This window comes from Paenibacillus sp. 01T47, from assembly GCF_056398245.1.
The window spans coordinates 1-23522 of sequence record NZ_JBFTPA010000026.1; the positions used below are offsets into that span (position 1 = coordinate 1).

Consider the following 23522-nt stretch of genomic DNA (forward strand, 5'->3'; position numbering starts at 1 on the left):
TGTTACTCACCCGTCCGCCGCTAAGCATCAGAGGTGCAAGCACCTCATCAACTCCGCTCGACTTGCATGTATTAGGCACGCCGCCAGCGTTCGTCCTGAGCCAGGATCAAACTCTCCAAATTGGTGTTTGAAATGCTCATTACTTTTTTATCGCTTTTTCGCTTATCCCGAAGGATTTGCGAGGCAGTTATTACTCGTTGTTCAGTTTTCAAAGAACAATTCAATCTTTCGTGTCAACCGCGTGTTTCGTATCGGCGACTTTTATAATATATCACATTCGCCCAAGTTAATGCAAGCTTTTTTTTAAATTCTTTTTTCGAAGCTTGTTTACTTACTCTTGGGGCGAGAACTAATGTAGCACATAATTGAATACAGAGTCAACCTTTTCCTTAAACCTTTTTTTAAATTTGCTAAACCACCACCCACTGGAGCCCAACAATTAAGGCTACTCCAGGTACACCTAATGTAAGTACAGTTCCTATCGTTATAGGGTTCAGCGGGATATACATCCCTGGAACAAGACCTGAATAGTTTAACAAGTACAGCAAACCAGCCGCCAGAACAATATGAAGCGAGAAGCTGCGCAGCCATCCCCACGATAACCTGTTCTTAAGCAGTACGACTGCTAACAGGAGAGAAGATCCAATAAAAATCGATAACCATATTGTCTTCACACTCTCACCCCTCTCCATGCTGGCCAGTTCTTGCTAGTACGCTTTGCCAATCGAAGCAGCATCTCATATCGCTTTTCTGCTGTGATCATACAATATATCGCGTAATCCACTTGATCCTTGCCGACTGCGTAATTAAAGAAACGATTCGCATTTTCCCATTCACGGTGTGCCTCAACAATTTCGGCTCGGATGTCATCCATTTGGTTCATCCCTTTTTTTAATTCGAGTTGGCCTGTATTGCTCATATCTATCCCTCCCGCTTGTCCTCACTACATCATGTTCATTACTATATGTATAAGCTTGGACATTAGAATAGAACGGGATATTAAACGGAGCACCTTATCAAGACGACAAAAACGGCAGATCGAGTAATTTCTCGACCTGCCGTTTTCTATATTGATTATGACTAGTTTATTTCTCTTCGACCTTCTAATGCTTTGGACAAAGTAACCTCATCCGCATATTCAAGATCACCGCCAACAGGCAAGCCATGCGCGATACGCGTAACTCGAATACCAAATGGCTTGATCAACCGGGATAGATACATTGCTGTGGCTTCGCCTTCAATATTCGGGTTAGTGGCCAGTATTAGCTCCTGAACGCGTTCGTCGCTCAGCCTTCTTAACAGCTCAGCGATACGAATTTCGTCTGGACCGATGCCCTCCATAGGCGAGATTGCGCCTTGAAGCACGTGGTAATGGCCTTGGAAGTCCTTCATACGCTCAATCGCAACAAGATCCTTAGACTCTTGAACAACACATATGATGGAATTGTCACGTGATTTATCCTGACAGATTCTACATGGATCTGTATCGGTTATATTGCAACAAACCGAGCAATAGAACAAATTGCGCTTAACGCTTACTAGCGCCTTCGCAAAATCAATGACGTCGTCTTCCTTCATTCGAAGAACATGAAACGCCAGACGGGCGGCCGTTTTGGGTCCAATACCCGGTAATCGCGTAAAAGCATCAATTAACTTCGCTATCGGTTCTGGGTAATACAAAACTGGGTACAGCTCCTTTCAAGCAAAAAACGCCTTCGGTGTCCCCTGGACACTAAAGCAGCTTTGACGGAGAAATAAAAGATAAGTACACGTAATATACTTTCCTTCATTTCAAACAGAAGCAATACTGCTTCTTAGAACAATCCTGGAATTTTCATTCCGCCTGTGAATTTACCCATATCCTTATTCGCTAGATCATCCACTTTAGTTAGCGCATCGTTAACAGCTGTAAGGACAAGGTCTTGCAGCATTTCGACATCTTCCGGATCTACAGCCTCAGGTTTAATCGTAATGCTAAGAAGTTTCTTATGGCCGTTCGCAGATACGGTTACTACTCCGCCGCCCGCTGTTCCTTCAACCGTCTTTGTTTCCAACTCTTCTTGAGCCTTCATCATTTGATCTTGCATCTTCTTCACTTGCTTCATCATTTGGTTCATATTGTTCATTACAATTCACCTCATCATTAGAATTTAATCTTTATCCTTCACTACTACTAAATCTTCACCGAAAAGTTTGACGGCCTCTTCCACCCATACCGGCCGACTTGCAGCTTGTGGTGAAGCAGAAGATTCGGGCTCAAGCTGAAGCGTCTCGCTCTTCTGCGTACTAGCGCCTTGTGCCGCTGCCGCCTGCCAGTCCTTCAACATAACCGTAACAATACGGAATGAACCGCCGAGCACATCATGCATGACTTTCTCAATAATCTCGCGATTGGCCGGCTTCTCGGTCGTTTCTCGGTGCATCGTATTCTTGAATGCCACGAGAATGGCATCGTCAGCAGAAGCAACCGGCTCACCGTCTTTTAGCCAAGCATGGACCGTAATCTTAGCGTCCTTCACACCCTGCAGCACATCGTTCCACTTCATTCTGAACTGATTGAATTCTGGACTGCCTGCTGTTGCCAGGTACGGATCAAGCTTGACTGAAGACCGTACTATGCCGCCTGAGCCGCCGAATGAACTGCGAACCGCATTAGTACGTGCTGCTTGCTTGCTGGCCGCACTGTCAGCCGAAGAAGCGCTGTTCCCGCTACCTACTCCATTTTGGATCGCTTGCTCTAGTTTACGCTCCAATGCCTCAATCTGCTGACGCAAACGTCCTACTTCAGCTGATTGTCCGCCGCTTGATGCTGAAGCTGCTGTACTTGCAGAAGCCGCTCCGCCTGACGATTGCTCGTCATTTAATGTGCAAAGCTTCATAAGCGCTACTTCAAACAAGGTTTGAGGCTGCGAGGCATGCTTAAGCTCCACTTGATAACGGTTCAACGTATCAATCATAGCGAACAATCGCTCTGGAGTGAAGGCCTCGGCCATCATTTTGAAGCGTTCAGGATCAACGATCCTCTCTGTTACTGCGCCTCCCTGCGGAGCAAGCTTCATAACAAGCAAATCACGGAAATAATAAATTAAGTTTTCCATGCATTTGTCCGCACTTTTGCCGGCTTGCATCAAGCTTTCCACAAGCGGCATAACAGCTGCTACATGTCGATCCTTCACAGCTTCCGCCAGCTGGTAGAAATGATCAGCGGCCATGCCGCCTGTCACATCTACTGCCGCGTCGAGAGTAATACGATCACCTGCAAAAGCAGAAACCTGCTCCAGCAAGCTGATCGCATCGCGCATTCCGCCTTCCGACAATCTTGCAATATAAGCAAGCGCATCTTCGTCGGCCTGTATGCTCTCTTCACGGCAAATCTTAAGCAAGTGCTGCGTCTGCTCTTCAAGCGATACCTGTCTGAAATCAAACCGTTGACAACGGGAGATAATCGTAGCAGGCAGCTTATGCGGTTCGGTCGTCGCCAAGATAAAGATAACATGCCCCGGCGGCTCCTCCAATGTTTTGAGCAAGGCGTTAAATGCCTCGGCCGTAAGCATATGTACTTCATCTATAATATAAACTTTGAACCGCACTTCTGAAGGTGCATATCGCACTTTATCACGAATATCACGAATTTCATCAATACCGCGATTAGATGCAGCATCAATCTCAATTACATCCATAATATGTCCCGCGGTAATCCCTATGCAAGCATCACATTCATTACATGGCTCTTCAGCCGGACCACGTTCACAGTTAACCGCTTTGGCTAATATTTTCGCTGCGCTTGTCTTTCCGGTTCCTCGCGGCCCATTAAAAAGATAAGCATGAGATACACGCTGCTCACGAATAGAATTTTGCAGCGTTTGAATAATATGCTGTTGTCCAACCATGTCCTGAAACGTCTGCGGACGCCAGGCACGGTATAAAGCGATATGTGACACGCAGACCTTTCCTTTCAAGTTGCCTTTTCATTTACAATAAGCAAAAGCACCTTCGGTCCTGTGGACGCTGAAATTGCTTTGCATTGCGAAATATAAGAGTAGTATTAGAAAATAATATACTTTCTTATATTTTGAACCATTGCTACTCCCCTATTATACAACAACTGTGTAGCAAGCAAAACTTTCTTTTGCTAAGACTTTACCCTATTAAAACAACAGCAATAAACAAAAACACCTGCATTCGCTAATTCCGACAAAAACATCGAACAGCGATCACAGGTGCTACTTTTGCTATTAGCAAATCATATTAGAAAATTTTAGTACCGTGCACCTACTCCTGATAAATACGACCCAGGCGACATCCTTGCACTACAGCTCGAGTCAGGCACTCCCCCGGCACATGAACTAATTTACTTATGGCTGCTTCCTTCCGGACCTGACCAAGTTCATAAACGTCCATTGCGGAGGACCCAACTGTCAACACTGCTCGCAAGTGCCAAGACCCTACATCAGTATAACCTCAAGTAGGAATTCAACCTCGCTACAGCGGATTGCGAGTTACAGGGCACCGCTACCTCCCCATCTAGCACGGCAAAAATAAGTATAGCCGATTCCGTCCTAAAGCGCAACTCGCGGTTGAAATTGGACGAATGCCAGAGCTACCTTTTGGCTTCTACATGAACCTTATACCGAGGCATATTGTACTGAACGACCGACTGGGCCTTTGCTCGCAGCTCTTCGACTTGAACGTCGGACAGTGATTTATTTGCTTTTACATTCACATGAAGATCGGTACCGTTAAAATAAATTTGCGTATGCTCGATGCCGGAAATCGGCTTCAACACCTGCTCAATGAATTTTCCATCTGCATTATAATTAAGATACTGATAACGATTCGGTAAATTGGGATTGCTGTTGGAATAACCCATGTATCCATCATGACCGTAGGTTTTCAGCCTGTTTTCTTGCTTGCTTCTTCCATTCCCACATCCTGAGAGCGTCATGGCTAACAGAAATAAGCAAGCCAGTAAGGCTGTCATTTGAAATAAACCGAATCGTTTACTCAAACCGAATGTTTGTTTATTCAATCAAAAAACCTCCCTTCTATCCAATAGGATGGCTGAGGGAGGCTCTTGTATTCTGCCAAATAAAGGCGGAACGATTTGTAGGATTAAATACCGTATTTCTTCTTGAAACGATCGACGCGGCCGCCAGCATCCAGGAACTTTTGCTTACCCGTGTAGAATGGGTGGCATTGGGAACAAACCTCTACGCGAAGACTCGGTTTAACCGAACCAGTCTCGAAGGAATTTCCACAAGCGCAAGTTGCTGTAATGATGTGGTATGTCGGATGAATAGCTTGTTTCATCTCGTTCACCTCTTTCTGCCCTGAATCGCATGCGGACTCAGAGTTAAATCGCACATCTCGGATTATAGCATGAACTTATTTGCTGTTGCAATGAATAATCAGTGATATGGTTAATATTAGCCGAATTTACTACCTAATAGGTACTTATCGACGTAATGCGGCTGGTGGAACATGTGTATAAGAGCCAATAACTACATCGGGCAGCTCTTCACGGAAAATTTCAAGCATTTGCTTCATCCCGTATATCTCACCTTGTGCCTTAGGAATAATCGCTAAGTAGCTTTCAGGATCGATATTCAGGTTGCGCATTTGAATGAGTTTTAGTCCAGTACGCTTAACGAATCCAATCATCGCTTCTATTTCTTCCTCACGGTCAGTGACCCCTGGGAAAATCAAATAGTTGATCGACGTATATACACCATTGTCAGAAGCATATTTCAAAGACTTCTCAACATTTTTTAAGTTGTAGCCGCGAGGCTTATAGTAAGCATTATAGTGATCATCAAGTGCACTGATCGTACTTACGCGCATTAGATTAAGGCCTGCATCAACAATCGCGCGCATGAAATCAGTTAATCCCGCGTTCGTATTAATGTTAATGTATCCAAGCGAGGTTTGACTGCGAACACGCTTCATAGCCTCAACGATGATTTTAGCTTGTGTTGAAGGTTCGCCTTCACAGCCTTGACCGAAGCTAATGATGGATTCCGGCTCGCGCAAATGCTCAAGCATAATTTCAACGACCTCATCAACAGTCGGCTTAAAATTCATCCGCGTCTGCGGAGCAACAAAGCCGCTATCGTCAGGTTGTTCAGAGATACATCCGAAGCAGCCTGCATTACAAGAATATGATACCGGAACAGCACCCTCCCATCTACCTAAAAACGTGTTGGAAGAGGTCAAGCACTCATAACCTAGAGCACAGTTCGATAGATGCTTATAAAGACGATTATCCGGATATTTAGCAAGAATACGCTCTACTTGAATACCAAGTTCGTCACGATCGCAATTAAGCGGATCCCATCTTTCAGGATCATCACTTTGCTCAGCCGTTACATAAAAGTTACCGTCTTTCCATACGACAGCTGTATAACCGAACAATGGCAGCTTCTCGTTCTTGTCCGCTTTCACATAGCCCGGCAAGCATAGACGAGTAAAGCCTTGCGGAAGCAAGGCGCCGACTGCTTGAGCTCCGCCTTGCAATGCCTGCATCTCACCCGTGCTCGGATTAAGACCAATGGGTCTAGTGAAAGGCAGGCTAACAAGAGTTGCTCCATTAGGAAGTGGAATTAATTCCTCCTCCATAATTTCGACAATCATATCACCGCTTCTTCCCAAAGCTATAAAGTCGGGATGGTCAAATACATTTCCGTTTTTATCCGCATATACGAGATTCATGTTGTTCTCCCTCCTGCGGTCTTACGATCCGTGCGTAGTTCTAGGCGTAGGACGCCTGCTGGTCGCTGTAGTACTGCTCTTTATACCGGACCGCTCCGGCTTCGCTTCAACTGTTGTATCAAGAGACATGAGGAACTGTTCGTTGTTCTCACTATCTTTAAGTTTCTTCAAGAAATTATCTACATAATCAGGCGTATCCGTCATTCCTCTGCGGATGGCCCAAACCTTCTCCAGCTCTTCCTTCGTAAGCAGCATTTCCTCACGTCTAGTTCCAGATCTGCGCAAATCAAGCGCAGGGAAAATACGACGCTCAGAAAGCTTACGGTCTAGATGGAGCTCCATATTACCCGTACCTTTAAATTCTTCATAAATGATGTCATCCATACGTGAGCCTGTTTCGATCAACGCAGTCGCAAGTATAGTCAAGCTTCCGCCCTCTTCCACGTTTCGAGCCGAACCAAAAAACCGTTTTGGACGGTGGAACGCTGCTGGATCAATACCGCCGCTAAGCGTACGACCAGATGGAGGAATAACCAAGTTATACGCCCTAGCAAGACGGGTGATACTATCCATCAAGATGACAACGTCCTTCTTATGCTCAACAAGACGAAGCGCTCGCTCAAGTACAAGCTCTGCTACTTTGATATGGTTCTCGGGCAGCTCATCAAATGTGGAGGCGATAACTTCACCCTTCACGGAGCGCTGCATATCAGTAACTTCCTCTGGACGCTCATCAATAAGCAGAACGAACAATTTGATATCGGGACGATTTTCGGAAATGCTGTGGGCGATTTCTTTAAGAAGCAAGGTTTTACCTGTCTTCGGAGGAGCAACAATTAGACCGCGTTGGCCAAGTCCTACAGGAGCAAGCAAATCCATCATTCGAGTGGAAAGCTTCGACTGTGTCGTCTCAAGCACTAGCTTCTTTTCTGGATAAAGAGGAGTAAGCGCAGGAAAGTGCAATCGTTCTGAAGCCGTTTCCGGATTTTCGCCGTTAACAGCATTTACTTGCAATAGACCAAAATAACGCTCATTCTCTTTCGGAGGACGGCATTTACCTGAAACAAGATCGCCGCTTCTCAAATCAAATCTGCGAATTTGTGATGCTGAAATATAAATATCTTCCTTGCTCGGCAAATAGTTAATAGGCCGTAAAAATCCGAAGCCTTCTGACAAAATATCGAGGACGCCTTCCATGAACATAAGGCCGCTCTTCTCTGCTTGCGCTCGAAGAATTGCAAAAATTAATTCCTTCTTCTTAAGTGTTCCGTAATAGGGAACTTGAAATTGCTTCGCCAATTTATAAAGGTCGGTCAATTTCATCTCTTCTAGATCTGCGATCTGAAGGTCTGTCATGTTCTCACCACTTTATTTAATTTTCATTATGATTTTGTATATCTAGTAAAATCATAGGATTGATTATCCATCATTGCCGAATTAGACGCCGTCTATTCCACAGCGTCTGCATCGTCCTATTCCTTATGAAGTGGCTTCCGTTTCACGCCATACTTCCGCACCCAGGCGGCATAAGTTTTCTACTAGATTATCATAACCTCGGTCAATATATTCGACGCCCGAAATTTCAGTAACGCCTTCTTCAACAGTCAAAGCAGCGACAACAAGTGCAGCCCCTGCGCGTAAATCAGCAGCCTTAACTTTTGCAGCACTCAGCTTGCCGCCTTCAATAACAGCTGAACGGCCCTCAACACGAATATCCGCTCCCATGCGAGTGAGCTCAGGAACATGCTTAAATCTAGTACCGTATACATAATCAGTTAAAATACTGACTCCATTCGCTTGTGTAAGCAAGGTTGTCATTGGAGATTGTAAGTCCGTAGGGAAACCAGGGTACACAAGTGCCTTTACATCAATGGACGAATAATTAGGTCCGCCAATAATTCGGATGGATTCATCCATCTCAATAACTTGAACACCCATCTCTTCAAGCTTAGCGCTCATCGCTTCCAAGTGCTTCGGAATAACATTATCAATAAGGACATCGCCGCGCGTTGCTGCAGCTGCAATCATATACGTACCGGCTTGAATTCGATCGGGAATAATGGAATGGCGGCAGCCATGCATCTGATCGACGCCTTCAATACGAATCGTCTCAGTCCCAGCACCTTTGATTTTTGCGCCCATGGCATTAAGGAGAGTAGCTACATCTATAATTTCAGGCTCTTTTGCCGCATTTTCAATAATCGTTATTCCTTTGGCCCGCGAGGCAGCTAGCATGATATTAATCGTTGCTCCAACACTTGAAACGTCAAGGTAAATCTTTGCGCCTCGTAATTGCTCAGCATGAATTCGAATAGATCCATGATCATTAGTTACCGTGGCACCAAGTGCTTCAAACCCTTTAATATGCTGATCGATTGGTCTAGGCTCAAAGTTGCAGCCCCCTGGCATTCCGATTGTCGCTTCACCAAACCTACCAAGCATTGCCCCCATCAAATAATAGGATGCGCGCAGCAATTTCACTTTGCCGTTTGGCATCGGTTTGGAGACAAGCGCGGAAGGATCAATGCGCATCATATCGCCGTCACGCTTTACGACAGCACCAAGCTCCTGCAAAATTTCACTGTATACAGCTACATCACTTATAATAGGCAAATTATCCAACACAACTTCTGATTCTGCTAAAATAGCAGCAGGTACAAGAGCCACCGCGCTGTTCTTGGCTCCGCTGATTTGAACGGTACCGCGAAGCGGCCGTCCACCGCGTATCATCAATTTCTCCATCTAATTATAGTTCCTCCCGTAGATTGGAAGAGAATAAAGGAAAAACCGCCAAAGCAAGCGAGTGTTAAACCCACTTGCCGTTATGAGGCGGTTTATTCCTTTGCTCCTGTTATTACACTTAGTTGTTACTTCCGAACAAACGGATTTTTGTTAGTAACAGCCAGCTTCTCAATTCGCACAGCTGTCATGTATTGGCGTAGTTCCAATGAATCAGCGTTAGCTATTTGTTTTCTTGAAATTGTATTTGTAAAAGCAACATGTTTCTCTCAAAGGGATACTGCAACTGAAATTAATATCATGATCAAAATCAAATCGATTGGAAGACTAGATTTTTTTTGGCCCCGGCACACGCCATTGCAGCAGTGAATTGAATGCCCATATATTTCAAGGCGCTTTCGCTGACCTTCCAAATAAACGGTGATTTTTCTTCCTTAGCAGCTTCAACAATCGTTTGTGTAATTACCCTGATGTCTGTGTTGAACTGGACTACTGTTTCTCGCTTGCTATAAGCGCCTGGCAAAATTCATTCATAGGAACTAACAAGATCGCTGTCTTCCTCGTAAATGTTATCTTTCTTCCTCCAGCTCGGTCCGACTTGTCATTCTGAGACATTATAACATAATGAGCCTTGGAATAGTAAAGCTTGTTTTGCTATTGCCAATAAATGAAAAAAACGGCATCGCCTTCAAGTAAGAGACGATGCCGTTTATTTGCTAAATCAGGAGCCTATTGCAAAACGACTTGTGGAGTTGCCGCCTCGCAGCTGCATATTAACCGCAATTCGCATCTCATCGATGTCGAAAGGTTTCGTAAAGTGCATTAATGCCCCGAGATCCGTCGCTTCTTTAATCATATCCAATTCACCATATGCGGTCATCATGATGACTTTAATGTTTCGGTCGATAGCTTTCACATGCTTTAAAATTTCCAGACCATCCATGCCGGGAATTTTCATATCCAACAGAACAAGATCTGGAGCATCGTTCTTGACGATTTCCAAAGCCAGCTTGCCATTAGACGCTTGGAACGTATTATAGCCCTCGCTGCTGAAAACTTCCATAAGCAATACGCGAATACCGTTCTGATCATCAACGATCAACACTTTCTTCTTATCCAACTCCAAATCCCCCCGCAAATGAGTTTACCCAAAAAATGGCCAACTCTTCCATAATCGTTAATATATTCGCTAAAGTGGGTATATAATCCTTCTCGTTAAGAGAAAAACTTATCTGTTGTTGTTAAAGAATCTGCCATTGATCAAAAATGCAATATATTACTCGGAATGGTTAAGCGCTGCTTGTACAAATCCGCGGAACAATGGCTGCGGACGGTTCGGTCTAGACTTGAATTCCGGGTGGAATTGAACAGCCAAGAACCAAGGATGATCAGCCATTTCCACAACCTCAACAAGACGGCCGTCTGGAGAAGTTCCAGAAATAGTAAGACCAACAGATTCAATCGCTTCACGGTACTCATTGTTAAATTCATACCGGTGACGATGACGCTCATAAACGAGCTCGTCGCCATATTCACGCTCAGCAAGCGTACCTGGCTTAAGTTTACAAGGGTACAGACCAAGACGCATCGTGCCACCCATATCTTCAACATCCTTCTGATCCGGCAGCAAGTCAATAACCGGATATGGAGTGGATGAATTAATTTCAGAGCTATTCGCACCAGCTAATCCCGCCACATTTCGAGCATATTCAATGACAGCTACCTGCATGCCAAGGCAAATACCGAAAAACGGAATTTTGTTTTCACGTGCGTATTTAATCGCTGTAATCTTGCCTTCAATACCGCGATCGCCAAAGCCGCCTGGCACAAGAATACCATTAACGCCTCTAAGCTGCTGGTGGGCGTTCTCTTCCGTAAGCTCATCTGCATGCAGCCAACGAATTTTCACTTCTGAGTCGGAAGCAATACCCGCATGCTCTAGCGACTCTACAATACTGAGGTACGCATCATGCAACGAGACATATTTACCAACAATTGCAATTTCCGTCTTCTTATGAAGCGACTTCACACGCTGAACAAGGCTTTCCCATTCGCGCATATCCGGCTGTTCTGTCTTAAGCTTCAGATGATTAACAACGATCTCGTCGAGGCCTTCCTCACGAAGCATCAATGGCACTTCATACAAAGTGGACGCATCGCGGCATTCCACGACTGCATTCGCATCGATATCGCAGAACAAGCCAATTTTACGTTTCAAATCTTCAGCAAGCGGATGCTCTGTACGGCATACGATTACGTTCGGTTGAATACCGATGCTGCGCAATTCCTTAACACTATGCTGCGTCGGTTTTGTTTTCACTTCACCTGCCGCTTTGATGTAAGGAATAAGCGTTACGTGGATGTACATTACATTGTCGCGCCCGATATCGCTTTTAATTTGACGAATAGCTTCAAGGAAAGGCAAGCTTTCGATATCACCAACCGTACCGCCGATTTCTGTAATAACAACATCAGAACCCGCTTCTTTGCCCGCACGGAATACACGGTCTTTAATTTCGTTCGTAATATGCGGGATTACCTGAACAGTTCCACCCAAGTAGTCGCCGCGGCGCTCTTTGGTAATTACATTGGAATAGATTTTGCCGGACGTCACATTGTTGTTCTTCGACAAGTTAATGTCAATAAACCGTTCATAGTGACCAAGATCCAAATCTGTTTCTGCACCATCATCGGTAACGAATACTTCTCCGTGCTGATATGGACTCATCGTTCCTGGGTCGACGTTGATGTATGGATCAAACTTCTGAATCGTTACTTTGAGGCCCCTGTTCTTCAGCAATCGGCCAAGCGAGGCTGCTGTTATCCCTTTGCCCAAGGACGACACTACGCCGCCGGTTACAAAAATATATTTGGTCACTGTGATGATACCCTCCAAGCCCTATGGTTAATGTTTAGGTTTGCCCATTTACTCGATAAACATGGATGCGGATACACTCCGCCTATCCATCCAATTTGTGGGAATGCATCCTACAGACCCATCCCTCACAAACAAAAAAAGTGACACCCGTAGCAACGGGGCACTTTTCCTTTTTTTGGCATATATAAAAATACAAGCAAGCATCAGCAATGCGTTATGCTCTACTTCTATTTCACCGCGAAACTTGACCTTCTCGTCAAAAGACGAAAACGAGTCGTTTGCGCTTGTATGCGTTATTTGTTAACCGAATCTTAAGCCCATGAGATAGTTTACTCTGCGCTCCTAGCAACTGTCAAGCGAAACTGACTGGATATTCCTCACGCCAGTTCAAACGACTAAGCCATCTGTATAGAGCAGAGCTCGTACCGCAGAAAAGTATAAGAAGGAGGATAAGCTGGGTGCTTAAACCGCCTTATACTTTCAGCAAACATTTACTTGTCAGACTCGTCGTCGTCTTCAAATTCCTCATCATCCGACTCATCATCATCCGCATCGAGTTCACCGTCGACTTCTTCCTCGTCCAGCTCCTCGTCGTCGATTCCAACTTCCTCATCGACTTCAGCTTCCTCTTCTGCCTCTTCGAAGTCCTCGCGGTCCTCGTCGAATACATCGTAGTCTTCTTCAGCCTCTGCGTAAGTATCCTCTTCTTCGTCCGCGAATACATCATCATCTTCGAGATCATCATCATCGTTAATGATACGCGTACGCTTCGCATTACCTACAGGATCTTCAGAACGCTCAACTGGATACCAGCGTTTCAGTCCCCACATGTTGCTGCCAACGCAAGCGAAACGTCCATCAATGTTGATTTCTGTATACACTTGGGCGATGAACTGGTTGATTCCGTCTGCGGAAAGACCGCGTATTTTAGCGATCTCCATCATTAGATCGCGATAGTAGTAAGGCGTATTAGCCGCTTTCAGCACTTCAAAGGCCAAATCGACCATAGGCATTTCCTTCATACGTTCAGGATCCAGCTTTAACGTGAAATTGCTGCTGCTCATATGGACACATCCTCTCTTGCCATTCAATTTATGTACTCGTTCTTACCTATAAAATGCAAGGATCGTGTACGTTATTCTCTTATACACCGCTCACATTTAATCGCAAAACGATCGGTAACTGCCAGAGGCTCGCACCCGTCGTTTACGCTAGTCACAGTATAGTAAAACCTATTTCCTGCAAAAAAGCAAGCGGACCACGCTGCTGCAGTATAGCTTGGACTTCTATGCAAAAAGCGAAAGGATAGTCCTTCCGCTTTGACTGTATCCATCCGGCCATGACACGAGGCAACGCACCTTGGTCGTAAGAGTCCCTGAGAACTCTTTGTTCATCGTATGTCCCCAGTCGATTTTTGACACGGTTTTCAGCCTAATTATGTGAAAAAAGGCAAGTTGCTCATGCGTTATAGAGCGCTCGTTCATACAATAGTTCAGCATGGTCCGTCGGGAGGGGAAGCCAAGTTTGGACACCGTCGCTTTTATCCGTATGTTGCAGGATACGATGGCTCGCACGGACACAACGACTGTTAAGCGTATCATTCGCTTTCAGCGTGCGAGCGACTACCGATACTTCCTACAGCAATTGCCTAAAGTCACTTCATCATCTTTACCGCAAAAAAGCATTAGACAAATGCCCAGCATTCTTGGAATAGCCTGCACATTGCCGGCCGAGGAATCATTAGAGCGATTCGCCGGGCGTGTTTGGATTGAGAAAGATTGTAAAATCAGCGTGCATTCTTCTCCACAAAAGTCGATTATTGTAGATAAGGGCATCCCCTGGGGTGTAAACCAGATTAAAGCCCCGCTGGCTTGGAGCACGACAACCGGTCACCGGGTCAAAGTCGGCGTCATCGATACAGGAGCTGACTTCAGCCATCCAGATCTCCGCCAATCACTTTCTAGGGGCATCAACCTTCTCAATCGCAGCATGCTCCCTCATGATGATAACGGTCATGGTACACATATTGCAGGTACCATCGCCGCAGCAAATCAATTACAGGGCATGATTGGCGTAGCCCCGCGGGCGTTAATCTCGCCTGTCAAAGCTTTTGACCATAATGGGAGCGCCTTCGTATCCGACATTATTCTCGGTATTGAATGGTGTATCCGCAATCGCATGAACGTCATCAACATGAGCTTCGGTATGAAGACAAAAAGCAAAGCGCTGCTTGGAGCTGTCATTAATGCTCACAATGCAGGCGTCATTATCGTTGCTTCCTCCGGCAATGACGGGAAGCGCCGTTCCGTTGATTATCCGGCACGCTACCCTCAAACGATTGCTGTTGGCGCAACGAATAAACTCCGCCGCGTTGCACCTTTCAGCAATCGAGGCTCCTATATTGACGTTTACGCGCCTGGCGACAAAATCGTATCCGCATGGCTGCGCGGCAAATACAATGAAATGAGTGGAACCTCCATGGCCACCTCGCATGTCAGCGGAGCAATCGCGCTTCTGCTCGCACATAAGCCGGGACTTACGCCTACCGAGATCAAGACAATTATTAAACGATCCGTTCAGCCCCTTAGAGGCAGTAAAGCCCGCCGAACGATCGGCGAGCTTGACGTGATGCGTATGATGCAAACCGTGGATAAGGTATGAGTCCACGGTTTATTTTTATGAAACAAAGCTTACATGCGTTCTGGAGCAGAAACACCGACCAAACGAAGCACGTTCGCAATAGCGATACGTACGGCTCCAAGCAAGGCTAAGCGCGCTTGCGATTGCTCAGCATCTTCTGTGATGACGCGCTCCGCTCTATAATAGCTATGGAACTGGGAAGCCAGCTCGTATACATAACGAATAAGACGATGAGGCGCATATTGTGCTGCAGCCTCAGAGATCTCCTGCGGCAGCTCACCAACTTTACGAAGAAGATCGAACTCGCCCTCGGCAGTCAGCTTGCTGAAATCGATAGTGTCCGTGGATTTAAGAACAATGCCTTGTTCCTCCGCTTGTCTGAAAATACTGCAAATCCGAGCGTGCGCATATTGAACATAGAACACAGGGTTCTCATTTGAAGTAGAGATCGCCAAATCCATATCGAAATCAAGATGCGAATCCATGCTCCGCATGGAGAAGAAGTAACGAATCGCATCGATGCCCACTTCATCCATCAAATCCTGCATGGTAACCGCTTTGCCCGTACGCTTCGACATTTTCATTTTCTCGCCGTTCTGGAACAAGCTGACCATCTGTGCAATTAACACGGTCAGTTTCTTCGGATCGTTGCCTAGTGCCTCCATCGCTGCTTTCACACGCGGAATGTAGCCATGGTGATCGGCACCCCAAATGTTGATCATCTGATCGAAGCCGCGTCCGTATTTATCCATATGATAGGCGATATCCGGCGTCAAATAGGTATATGAGCCGTCATTTTTCACGAGCACGCGGTTTTTGTCGTCGCCAAAAGTCATGGTAGACAGCCATGTCGCTCCTTCTTCTTCATAGACATGCCCTGTCGCCTTCAGCGTTGCAAGACCTTGCTCCACTTGTCCGCTCTCGTATAATGCTGTTTCACTGTACCAAACGTCAAAACCGACGCGGAATCTTCCGAGATCGCGTTTAATTTTATCAAGCTCCCGCTCAAGGCCAAACTGGCGGAAAAACGTAAAACGTTCTTGATCCGGCAATTCCAGCAGCTTATCGCCTTCTTGCTCGACAAGAAGTTTTGCAAAACCAATGATGTCCTCGCCATAATAACCATCCTCCGGCATTTCCGCCGCTTGACCAAGCGCTTGACGGTAACGAGCTTCGATGGATACTGCTAGGTTCTCCACCTGCTTGCCCGCATCATTAATATAATATTCGCGCGTAACCTCATATCCCGCATAATCAAGTACATTGCACAATGCATCGCCAACCGCGGCACCGCGAGCATGTCCAAGATGCAGGCTGCCCGTAGGATTCGCGCTCACGAATTCTACCTGTACACTTTTGCCGGAACCATCCGAAGTACGTCCGTAGTTTTCTCCCGCTTCAAGCGCTGCAGCCACAACCGGATAGAGATAGCTGTTATCCATACGGAAGTTAATAAAGCCCGGGCCTGCAATTTCCGCTGCTTGAATAGAAGCTTGCTTCGTATCCAAATGCGCAATAATCGCCTCAGCGATTTGACGAGGATTTTTCTTCGCCAGCTTCGTCAGCTGCATCGCTGCATTTGTTGCCAAATCACCGTGCGATTTATCCTTAGGAACTTCGAGCACAAACGCTGGAAGCTCTTCCCGCGCTGCCAAACCAGCCGCTACCGCTGCATCAGCGATCGCTGCTTTGACTTGTTCATACATCTTCTCTAATACATTTGCATTCATTAATTTTGTTCCTCCTGTATATGGAGCCGGATATGAAACCGACCCGACATTTGATCACCAACGTACAATTCATACTCCCATTCAAGTGTAAAAGGCAGCTGATCGGGCAATGTGTCCAGCGCTTTCATTACACCATCTTCACCCGGCGCATGAAGCCGCAGCCGCAGCGTTTCTGCTTCAAGCGATAAAGATGTCATTTGTGATTGATAGCTGCCAGCTCTCCTATGTCCAGGAACAAAAAGCTGCTCCGATTCTATAGCGCCGCGCCGCACAACTGACATTTCTTCCGGCCGGAATCGAATAAGCGTCCGTATTTCACCAGCTTCTGTATCGCCTTCCACTGCCGGCTCGATGTAGCGGATAAATATGGATTTCTCCTTGCGGAACCAATCCCCTTTGTAAGCATGAGTATGCGAGCTTCCATCCTGCACACTCTCCAATGTAATTCGCACTTTCCTGCTGTCTGCCATCATCTTGCTCCTGTTATCAGTCTAATCTTATGTAACTACTATATACAGGTAGGCTCCGAATTTCAACGCTAGAGCCCGGTTAACTTGTTGCAAACGGTACGATTTCACGCCATGCCTCCACACGATCCTCGAGCGTTCGCATACGCGGAGTTGGAATCGGACTGGAGGAAGGCAGCTTGAGTAACGTGATGCTTCGAAAGCTTTCATGCCCTTTATAAAATTTCTGAAAGGTATCGTATGCCTTGCTTCCGTTAAATGCAAAGCAGCGCAGCTCTGGATATTTGGCTACAAGCTCCGGCAGCTTCTGCGGTACGATTCCACGTATGTTCACATCCAAGCTGCCTTCGCGCTCGCAAGATTCGATAATATCCCATAACGCTAAGCGATGCTCCTTTAAGAATGCGAGACGGTTGTTATACACAGGGTCTGGGTCTGACTCATTAAATAAACGATATATAATTTTCCACATAAAATTTTGCGGGTGTCCATAAAATTGCTTATGCTCAAGCGATTTTACACTTGGTGCTGTCCCAAGAATCAGCACGCATGATCGCTCATCGATAACAGGCGGAAACGAATAAATGCGCATGTCGTATAGCCCCCTAATCTATATTTTCAAAGCAGCAATAACGTCTTATTATAAGCCCATTCTAGCCTTGATCATACGATCGCATTTTCTGTTTGTATTAGAAAAAGACGCTTCCCGCTAAGATTACGCGGAAAACGTCTTTTTATCAATGCGAATCGATTATTTGGCCGGAATCTTTATGCTTTGACCCGAATAGATTCTATTCGGGTTCTTTAGCTTATTGTAGCTGGCTAATTTCTGCCACGTCGTTCCGTGTTCCAAAGCTATTGCATACAGAGTGTCCCCTGCTTTAACCGTATAAACCGAAGCTTGAGGAGTCGTTGGAACAGAAGTCGTTGGCTTCTCAGGTTTAGCTGGCTCTGTCGGCTTCGTCGGTGTTGTTGGTGTTGTTGGTGTTGTTGGTGTTATCGGTTTTGTTGGTTCTACCGGCAACACTACTGACCTCGCACTTAGATTAAGCTTAAACTCTGCATAGCCATCAGCTGTATCACCCGTGTAGGCAGTCAACTTATTCGCTTCCGCTGCACTCTTTGCTTCCGGTGACGTCTTGATTGTCACGTTCACGGTGTCATTAATTGCCGCTAGCGACCAGTTGCCATCCGCTGCCGGATCAATCGTCTTGAAGGAGCGAATGTAGTCAATGACAACCTGGCGGTTCTCATCCGGGGAAGCAAGGATAATACGTTTGCCGTCCGGGTTAGCGAATTTGCTGGAAGATGCACGGTAGTTGTTCGTTGCAACAACGAACTTCTGATCCGCCTTAATTGGTTTTCCTTCAAACTGCAAATTAACGATCCGCTTCGCGCTTTCGTTCTTGAGCGCGCCGCCAGCTTCATACTTCGTCGGTTGTGCAACATCGATCTGATAGGTCACACCGTCAATGACATCGAAGTTGTACGTTGGGAAATCATAATTGATCAGCTCTTGCTTCTCCGTGCTCGCTGCATCGATCTGCTTGAATTGACCAGCTGACCACTCGAGCCATTCTTTAATCTCCGCTCCTGTGACGAGTACAGCATTCACAGTATTCGAGTACAAATACAAATCGGCAACATTCTTGATTGCAATATCGCCCGCCTGAATATTGGTATAATAGTTCGGTCCTTGGCGGCCGCCAGCCTTAAACGGCGCTCCTGCCGAAAGAACAGGAAGCCCTTCATATTCCGTACCCTGCAGCTGCTTCTCTACATACCATTTTTGTGCATTCGTAACGATTTGAATGGATGGATCATCTTGAACAAGAGCAAACCAGCTGTTGATTGACGCTGTCGTCTTGCCGACAGGCCCTCGCACATACGCCAGCGTATGCTCATGATCCTCTTTCACCGCATCGACAACAGCTTTGTCAGCTTCTACAAGAGGTACCTTATTTACCGCATCAAAGATAGGCTTAACCGTGCTTTTCGAATCCACAACGGCCCATTTCCCATCCTTGTTCTCCAGTGTTAAATCAATAATCCCAAGATTATTTCCCCAGAAGCCCGGTTCAACCGCAGGCACTCCGTTAATCGTTCCTTTGGCGAGATCGACACCCGTTTTTCCTTCAAACGATTTGTCAGGGAATACTTTATGCGCATGTCCGAACAAAATCGCATTAATGCCAGCAACTTTGCTTAAATAGAGCACCGAATTTTCCATGAGCTCTGATTGCGGGATATCTTCAAAGCCCGAGTGCGGAATCGCAACAATGATATCCGCTCCCTTCGCTTTCATTTCCGCTACAAACTTTTCTGCCGTTTTGACAACATCCTTAACGATAACCTTGCCTTCTAGATGAGCTTTGTCCCATGTTGTAATTTGCGGAGGCACAAATCCAATCACGCCCACCTTCAGCTTATGCTTCGCGCCCTTGCTGTCTGTTACCTCTTTATCAATAATGAGATAAGGCTTAAACAAATTAACATCATTCGTCTCATCCTTGTCTCCATCTACTTTATAAATGTTTGCATTTACATAAGGAAAGTCTGCGCCCGCGAGCGAGGTGTCCAGAAACGATAAGCCATAATTGAATTCATGATTGCCTAAGTTGCCTGCATCGTAGTTAAGCAAATTCATAGCTTTGTACACCGGATGCGTCTCGCCCTGCTTCAGCTTATCAACCGTAGCGACATAATCACCTAGTGGATTTCCTTGAATCAAATCGCCATTATCAAATAATAGGCTGTTTGGAGCTTCCTCCCGCGCTTTCTTGATGAGCGTAGCCGTCTTTGCGAACCCATATTCATCAGTAGGCTTGTCCGCAAAATAGTCATAGTTCATCATGTTCACGTGCAGGTCCGACGTTTCCATAATTCGCAGTTGCACTGTATTCCCTGCACCCGCATCGGCCATTGCCGTGAACGGCATAGCCCCTAGACTAACGGTAATAGCAGCAGCTAAAGCACCCTTCCACACCGATTTGTTAACCAACAAAAACGCCTCCTTCATTCTCTTTCTATTAATAAGATGCTCTGCTGCAAGCACAAGATGAAATAATGTTTTCCTACAATATATTAATTTAAATATTCTGAATTGTCATTTATTTATTTTGTTAATCTAAAGTGTCCTTTTACAATAAAAAAAAGGCTTCACGCCACGCGGATAAAAGACCGCTGGCAGTGAAGCCTTCACTCTATTTAATAACTATTTCAAAAAGCCTAGAAGCATCTCGCGAATAACCTTCGCCGCAACAATTTGCGTTTGCTCCGTTGGATCATAAGCTGGCGCAACTTCAACGAGATCGAAGCCCACAATGTTCACGCCGGAACGTGCAATAGCATGAACGGATTCAATAAGCTCCTTCGACGTAATGCCGCCCGCTTCCGCTGTACCTGTACCTGGTGCTGCAGATGGGTCAAGCACATCGATGTCGATCGTTAAATAAACCGGACGTCCTTCTAGCTCAGGAAGCACCTTCTTAAGCGGCTCCAAAACCTCGAACGGATGGAAGTTGATGTTCTCGCGTGCATATTGCCACTCTTCGCGCGATCCTGAACGAATACCGAACTGGTAAATGTTCTGTCCACCCATAAGACCAGCTGCTTTGCGCAGCGGCGTAGAGTGAGACAATGGCTCGCCTTCATACGACTCGCGCAAATCAGCGTGAGCGTCGAAGTGAATGATCGCAAGATCAGGGTGCTTTTTGTACACCTCTTGGAAGATCGGCCAAGAAACAAGATGTTCGCCGCCGAGACCAACAGGTATTTTACCGTCGTCTAGCACACCGCGAACGAATTCGCCGATGATTTCCAGACTGCGCGCTGCGTTTCCGAAAGGAAGCAGCAAATCACCAGCATCGAAATATTCAATATCCTCGAGGCTGCGATCTAGGTAAGGGCTGTATTCTTCAAGTCCAATCGACACTTCGCGAATGCGAGGAGGGCCGAAACGGGAGCCTGGACGGAAGCTAACCGTGAAATCCATCGGCATGCCGTAGATAACCGCTTTGGAAGCTTCGTAGTTGTCAGAGCTCAAAATGAAGACATTGCCTGAATATTTTTGATCCAATTTCATGAGGTATGTCCCTCTCTTTCCTGAAGCGTAGCCGCTTGTTACTTCACAAGATCTTCAACAAATTTAGGAAGCACGAATGCTGCTTTGTGAAGACGAGGCGTGTAATATTTTGTATCAATTTCTGGAATTGCTGTCTCATCAACAGCAAGAGGATCGTGTTTTTTGCTGCCCATTGTGAACGTCCACAGACCGCTTGGGTAAGTAGGAATGTTCGCGCCATATACACGAACGATCGGGAATACTTCCTTCACGTCTTTGTTTACGCTTTGGATCAGGTCCGCTTTAAACCAAGGGTTGTCCGTTTGAGCAACGAAGATACCGTCTTCTTTCAATGCTTCGTAGATACCTTGGTAGAAGCCCTTCGTAAATAGGTTTGCCGCAGGGCCAACCGGTTCAGTGGAATCAACCATAATAACGTCATAGGTGTTTTTATGATCATGAATATGCATAAAGCCGTCGTTTACAAGCACTTCAACACGCGGGTTGTCGAGCTCGCCAGCGATGGATGGCAAGTATTTTTTGGAGTACTCGATTACTTTACCGTCGATGTCGACAAGAACTGCCTTCTTCACCTTCGGATGTTTCATTACTTCACGAATAACGCCGCCGTCTCCGCCGCCAACAACAAGCACGTACTCCGGATTCGGATGCGTGAAAAGTACAGGATGCGCAACCATTTCGTGGTAAACGAACTCATCCTTAACCGTGGTCATAACCATACCGTCGAGAACAAGCATCGTTCCAAACTCTTCCGTTTCGATCATATCAAGCTGTTGAAAATCTGTTTGTTCATTAACGTAAGTCTTAGTGATCTTCGCCGTTATGCCGAAGCTATCTGTTTGTTTTTCCGTATACCACAATTCCATGGTGTTAAATCCCTTCTTTCCTTCAATCGTTCAACCTGTATTATAGTAAAATTATTAAATCACTACAAGTACTCTAGACAATCCGTGCATTAACGTTTTTCAAAGATTTTATTAAGTATAATATCCTGATTTTCCGTACGATATGTAGATGCTGTTTCACAACAAAGGCTGTCCCACATAACATGGGACAGCCTTTATTCATCTTGAGAAGGTCATACCTGTTCTTTTGTATAATGTCCTTCTCAACCATTTGCCAGCTTCACGCAGCCTGTCGTCTCACGAATGATCAGCTCTACCGGTAAAGCCTTGCACCTCTCCTGAACAGGGTTGCCATCAATCTGATCGAGCAGCATGCGGATCGCTTCCTGCCCTTTCTCCAAAATATTTTGAGAGACGGTCGTTAGCGCAGGCGAAGTAAAGCTAGAGATGGACAAATTGTCAAAGCCAATTACCGAATAGTCCTCCGGCACTTTTTTGCCGAGTTCTCGCAGCCGTTTAAGCAAGCCCATCGCACTTACATCCGAAAACGAGAAGATCGCCGTCACGTCCGCAAGCTTGATGAGCTGATCCGCAGCCCGATAGCCACCATCAAGCGATGTCGGGAGCCTGATCATTAAGGCTTGATCATAAGGAATACCCGCTTCTGCCAGCGCATCCTTATAGCCTAACCATCGCTCATGCAAAACACCGTAATATGTGATGCGCTCAAGCGGAATATCTCCAATTAAAAGCGCAATTCGTCGATGCCCTTGGTCGATTAAATAACGAATCGCGCGATAGCTTCCTTTTCTGTCCTCTAAATTAACTTGATATAGATCGTCTCGCTTCAAGTAGCTATCAATAAAGACGGCAGGCATGCCTAAGTTTACAATACGATCAACTGCCTGCGAGCCCTCATTCGTCCCCATCACGATTAACCCATCCAATCGACGCTCCTTGGCGAATGTGAATGTTTCTGTGCTCTCATCAATACCCGATAAAATAATATGAAATTGGCGATCACGAGCGCCTTCTTCTACACCTGTAAGCAGGTCCCAATAAAAAGGGTTGTCCTGCAGCCGCCCAGGCTGCATCATCGGTACGACGAGTCCAACAAGATGCGTACGCCGAGTCTTTAGGTTTCTAGCAGGCAGATTTGGCGTGTAGCCAAGCTCGATAATTACCCGCTCGATATTTTCTTTCGTTGTGCCCGATACCCTTCCCTTGCCGTTAATAACGTTAGATACCGTCGCAATCGATACACCAGCCACCTTGGCAACGTCTACGATGCTTACTTCATTTTTCATCCTCTTATCGCTCTCTTTCGTCTCAAAGTCCATCCGGCTCCTTGAGTTAAACGTTTTATCATAGTATAGCTTATTTGTGGAGGCACTAAAATTTGTACTCCGAAAATATAAAAAAGAAGAAGCA

22 protein-coding genes, 1 rRNA gene and 1 other RNA gene are annotated in these 23522 nt (G+C 45.9%); 1 reads left to right on the forward strand and 23 read right to left on the reverse strand.

Annotated features, from left to right (window positions below; translation table 11 throughout):
• The 16 genes from AC1DOV_RS30785 to rpoE form a co-directional block, all read right to left on the reverse strand.
• Window positions 1-122: ribosomal RNA gene (locus tag AC1DOV_RS30785) — 16S ribosomal RNA — on the reverse strand; the annotation flags it as partial.
• 288 nt (window positions 123-410) lie between these two features.
• Window positions 411-674 (reverse strand): pro-sigmaK processing inhibitor BofA family protein, encoded by a 264-nt coding sequence (locus tag AC1DOV_RS30790; protein ID WP_477551846.1) that lies wholly within the window; start codon window positions 672-674, stop codon window positions 411-413.
• Window positions 671-919: a DUF2508 family protein gene (locus AC1DOV_RS30795; RefSeq protein WP_430053873.1), complete on the reverse strand. Its 249-nt coding sequence runs from the start codon at window positions 917-919 to the stop codon at window positions 671-673. Before AC1DOV_RS30795 ends, AC1DOV_RS30790 begins: the two co-directional genes overlap by 4 nt.
• Window positions 920-1080: 161 nt before the next feature.
• Window positions 1081-1680 carry a recombination mediator RecR gene (gene recR, locus AC1DOV_RS30800; RefSeq protein ID WP_076271598.1) on the reverse strand — a complete coding sequence of 200 codons (600 nt, stop codon included), beginning with the start codon at window positions 1678-1680 and terminating at the stop codon, window positions 1081-1083.
• A 134-nt stretch (window positions 1681-1814) separates the two neighbouring features.
• On the reverse strand, window positions 1815-2126 hold the full coding sequence (locus AC1DOV_RS30805) for a YbaB/EbfC family nucleoid-associated protein (protein ID WP_054025909.1): 312 nt from the start codon (window positions 2124-2126) through the stop codon (window positions 1815-1817).
• Between the two features lie 24 nt (window positions 2127-2150).
• Window positions 2151-3941 carry a DNA polymerase III subunit gamma/tau gene (dnaX, locus tag AC1DOV_RS30810; RefSeq protein WP_441884767.1) on the reverse strand — a complete coding sequence of 597 codons (1791 nt, stop codon included), beginning with the start codon at window positions 3939-3941 and terminating at the stop codon, window positions 2151-2153.
• A gap of 323 nt (window positions 3942-4264) precedes the next feature.
• An RNA gene (gene ffs, locus AC1DOV_RS30815) (signal recognition particle sRNA large type) lies at window positions 4265-4533 on the reverse strand.
• Between the two features lie 67 nt (window positions 4534-4600).
• Entirely contained in the window at window positions 4601-5029 is a 429-nt protein-coding gene (locus AC1DOV_RS30820) for a hypothetical protein (RefSeq protein ID WP_477551847.1), read from the reverse strand.
• An 83-nt stretch (window positions 5030-5112) separates the two neighbouring features.
• A complete protein-coding gene (rpmE, locus tag AC1DOV_RS30825; RefSeq protein WP_339205996.1) occupies window positions 5113-5310 on the reverse strand; it encodes a 50S ribosomal protein L31 in 198 nt (65 codons plus the stop codon).
• A gap of 144 nt (window positions 5311-5454) precedes the next feature.
• Window positions 5455-6708, reverse strand: coding sequence for a radical SAM family protein (locus AC1DOV_RS30830; RefSeq protein ID WP_477512204.1), 1254 nt, complete (start codon window positions 6706-6708; stop codon window positions 5455-5457).
• Between the two features lie 21 nt (window positions 6709-6729).
• Window positions 6730-8064, reverse strand: a complete 1335-nt coding sequence (gene rho / locus AC1DOV_RS30835) for a transcription termination factor Rho (RefSeq protein WP_339205993.1) — start codon at window positions 8062-8064, stop codon at window positions 6730-6732.
• Window positions 8065-8187: 123 nt separating this feature from the next.
• Window positions 8188-9450, reverse strand: coding sequence for a UDP-N-acetylglucosamine 1-carboxyvinyltransferase (locus tag AC1DOV_RS30840; protein ID WP_076271592.1), 1263 nt, complete (start codon window positions 9448-9450; stop codon window positions 8188-8190).
• Window positions 9451-9757: 307 nt separating this feature from the next.
• Window positions 9758-9970: a class II fructose-bisphosphate aldolase gene (locus AC1DOV_RS30845; protein WP_477512203.1), complete on the reverse strand. Its 213-nt coding sequence runs from the start codon at window positions 9968-9970 to the stop codon at window positions 9758-9760.
• Between the two features lie 198 nt (window positions 9971-10168).
• Entirely contained in the window at window positions 10169-10567 is a 399-nt protein-coding gene (locus AC1DOV_RS30850; RefSeq protein WP_076271590.1) for a response regulator, read from the reverse strand.
• Between the two features lie 156 nt (window positions 10568-10723).
• Window positions 10724-12325: a CTP synthase gene (locus tag AC1DOV_RS30855; protein ID WP_339205989.1), complete on the reverse strand. Its 1602-nt coding sequence runs from the start codon at window positions 12323-12325 to the stop codon at window positions 10724-10726.
• A 491-nt stretch (window positions 12326-12816) separates the two neighbouring features.
• Window positions 12817-13389 carry a DNA-directed RNA polymerase subunit delta gene (gene rpoE / locus AC1DOV_RS30860; protein ID WP_076271588.1) on the reverse strand — a complete coding sequence of 191 codons (573 nt, stop codon included), beginning with the start codon at window positions 13387-13389 and terminating at the stop codon, window positions 12817-12819.
• Between the two features lie 460 nt (window positions 13390-13849).
• On the opposite strand from rpoE, the gene AC1DOV_RS30865 reads away from it, so the two are divergent.
• Complete coding sequence (locus AC1DOV_RS30865; RefSeq protein WP_339205988.1) at window positions 13850-14986, forward strand: S8 family peptidase; 1137 nt, start codon at window positions 13850-13852, stop codon at window positions 14984-14986.
• Window positions 14987-15015: 29 nt separating this feature from the next.
• On the opposite strand, the gene argS is transcribed toward AC1DOV_RS30865, so the two are convergent.
• The 7 genes from argS to AC1DOV_RS30900 form a co-directional block, all read right to left on the reverse strand.
• The gene (gene argS / locus AC1DOV_RS30870; protein ID WP_477551848.1) at window positions 15016-16695 is read right to left on the reverse strand and encodes an arginine--tRNA ligase; all 1680 of its coding nucleotides are present in this window, start codon (window positions 16693-16695) and stop codon (window positions 15016-15018) included.
• Window positions 16695-17165, reverse strand: coding sequence for a YwiB family protein (locus tag AC1DOV_RS30875; RefSeq protein ID WP_477551849.1), 471 nt, complete (start codon window positions 17163-17165; stop codon window positions 16695-16697). The genes argS and AC1DOV_RS30875 overlap by 1 nt, the downstream gene beginning before the upstream one ends.
• A gap of 79 nt (window positions 17166-17244) precedes the next feature.
• A complete protein-coding gene (locus tag AC1DOV_RS30880; protein ID WP_477551850.1) occupies window positions 17245-17754 on the reverse strand; it encodes a DNA-deoxyinosine glycosylase in 510 nt (169 codons plus the stop codon).
• 159 nt (window positions 17755-17913) lie between these two features.
• Window positions 17914-20181 carry a bifunctional 2',3'-cyclic-nucleotide 2'-phosphodiesterase/3'-nucleotidase gene (locus AC1DOV_RS30885; RefSeq protein WP_477551851.1) on the reverse strand — a complete coding sequence of 756 codons (2268 nt, stop codon included), beginning with the start codon at window positions 20179-20181 and terminating at the stop codon, window positions 17914-17916.
• A gap of 195 nt (window positions 20182-20376) precedes the next feature.
• Window positions 20377-21246 (reverse strand): agmatinase, encoded by an 870-nt coding sequence (gene speB, locus AC1DOV_RS30890; RefSeq protein ID WP_053373275.1) that lies wholly within the window; start codon window positions 21244-21246, stop codon window positions 20377-20379.
• Window positions 21247-21284: 38 nt separating this feature from the next.
• On the reverse strand, window positions 21285-22112 hold the full coding sequence (gene speE, locus AC1DOV_RS30895; protein ID WP_054025894.1) for a polyamine aminopropyltransferase: 828 nt from the start codon (window positions 22110-22112) through the stop codon (window positions 21285-21287).
• Window positions 22113-22354: 242 nt separating this feature from the next.
• The gene (locus AC1DOV_RS30900; protein WP_477551852.1) at window positions 22355-23398 is read right to left on the reverse strand and encodes a LacI family DNA-binding transcriptional regulator; all 1044 of its coding nucleotides are present in this window, start codon (window positions 23396-23398) and stop codon (window positions 22355-22357) included.
• Window positions 23399-23522 lie beyond the last annotated feature (124 nt).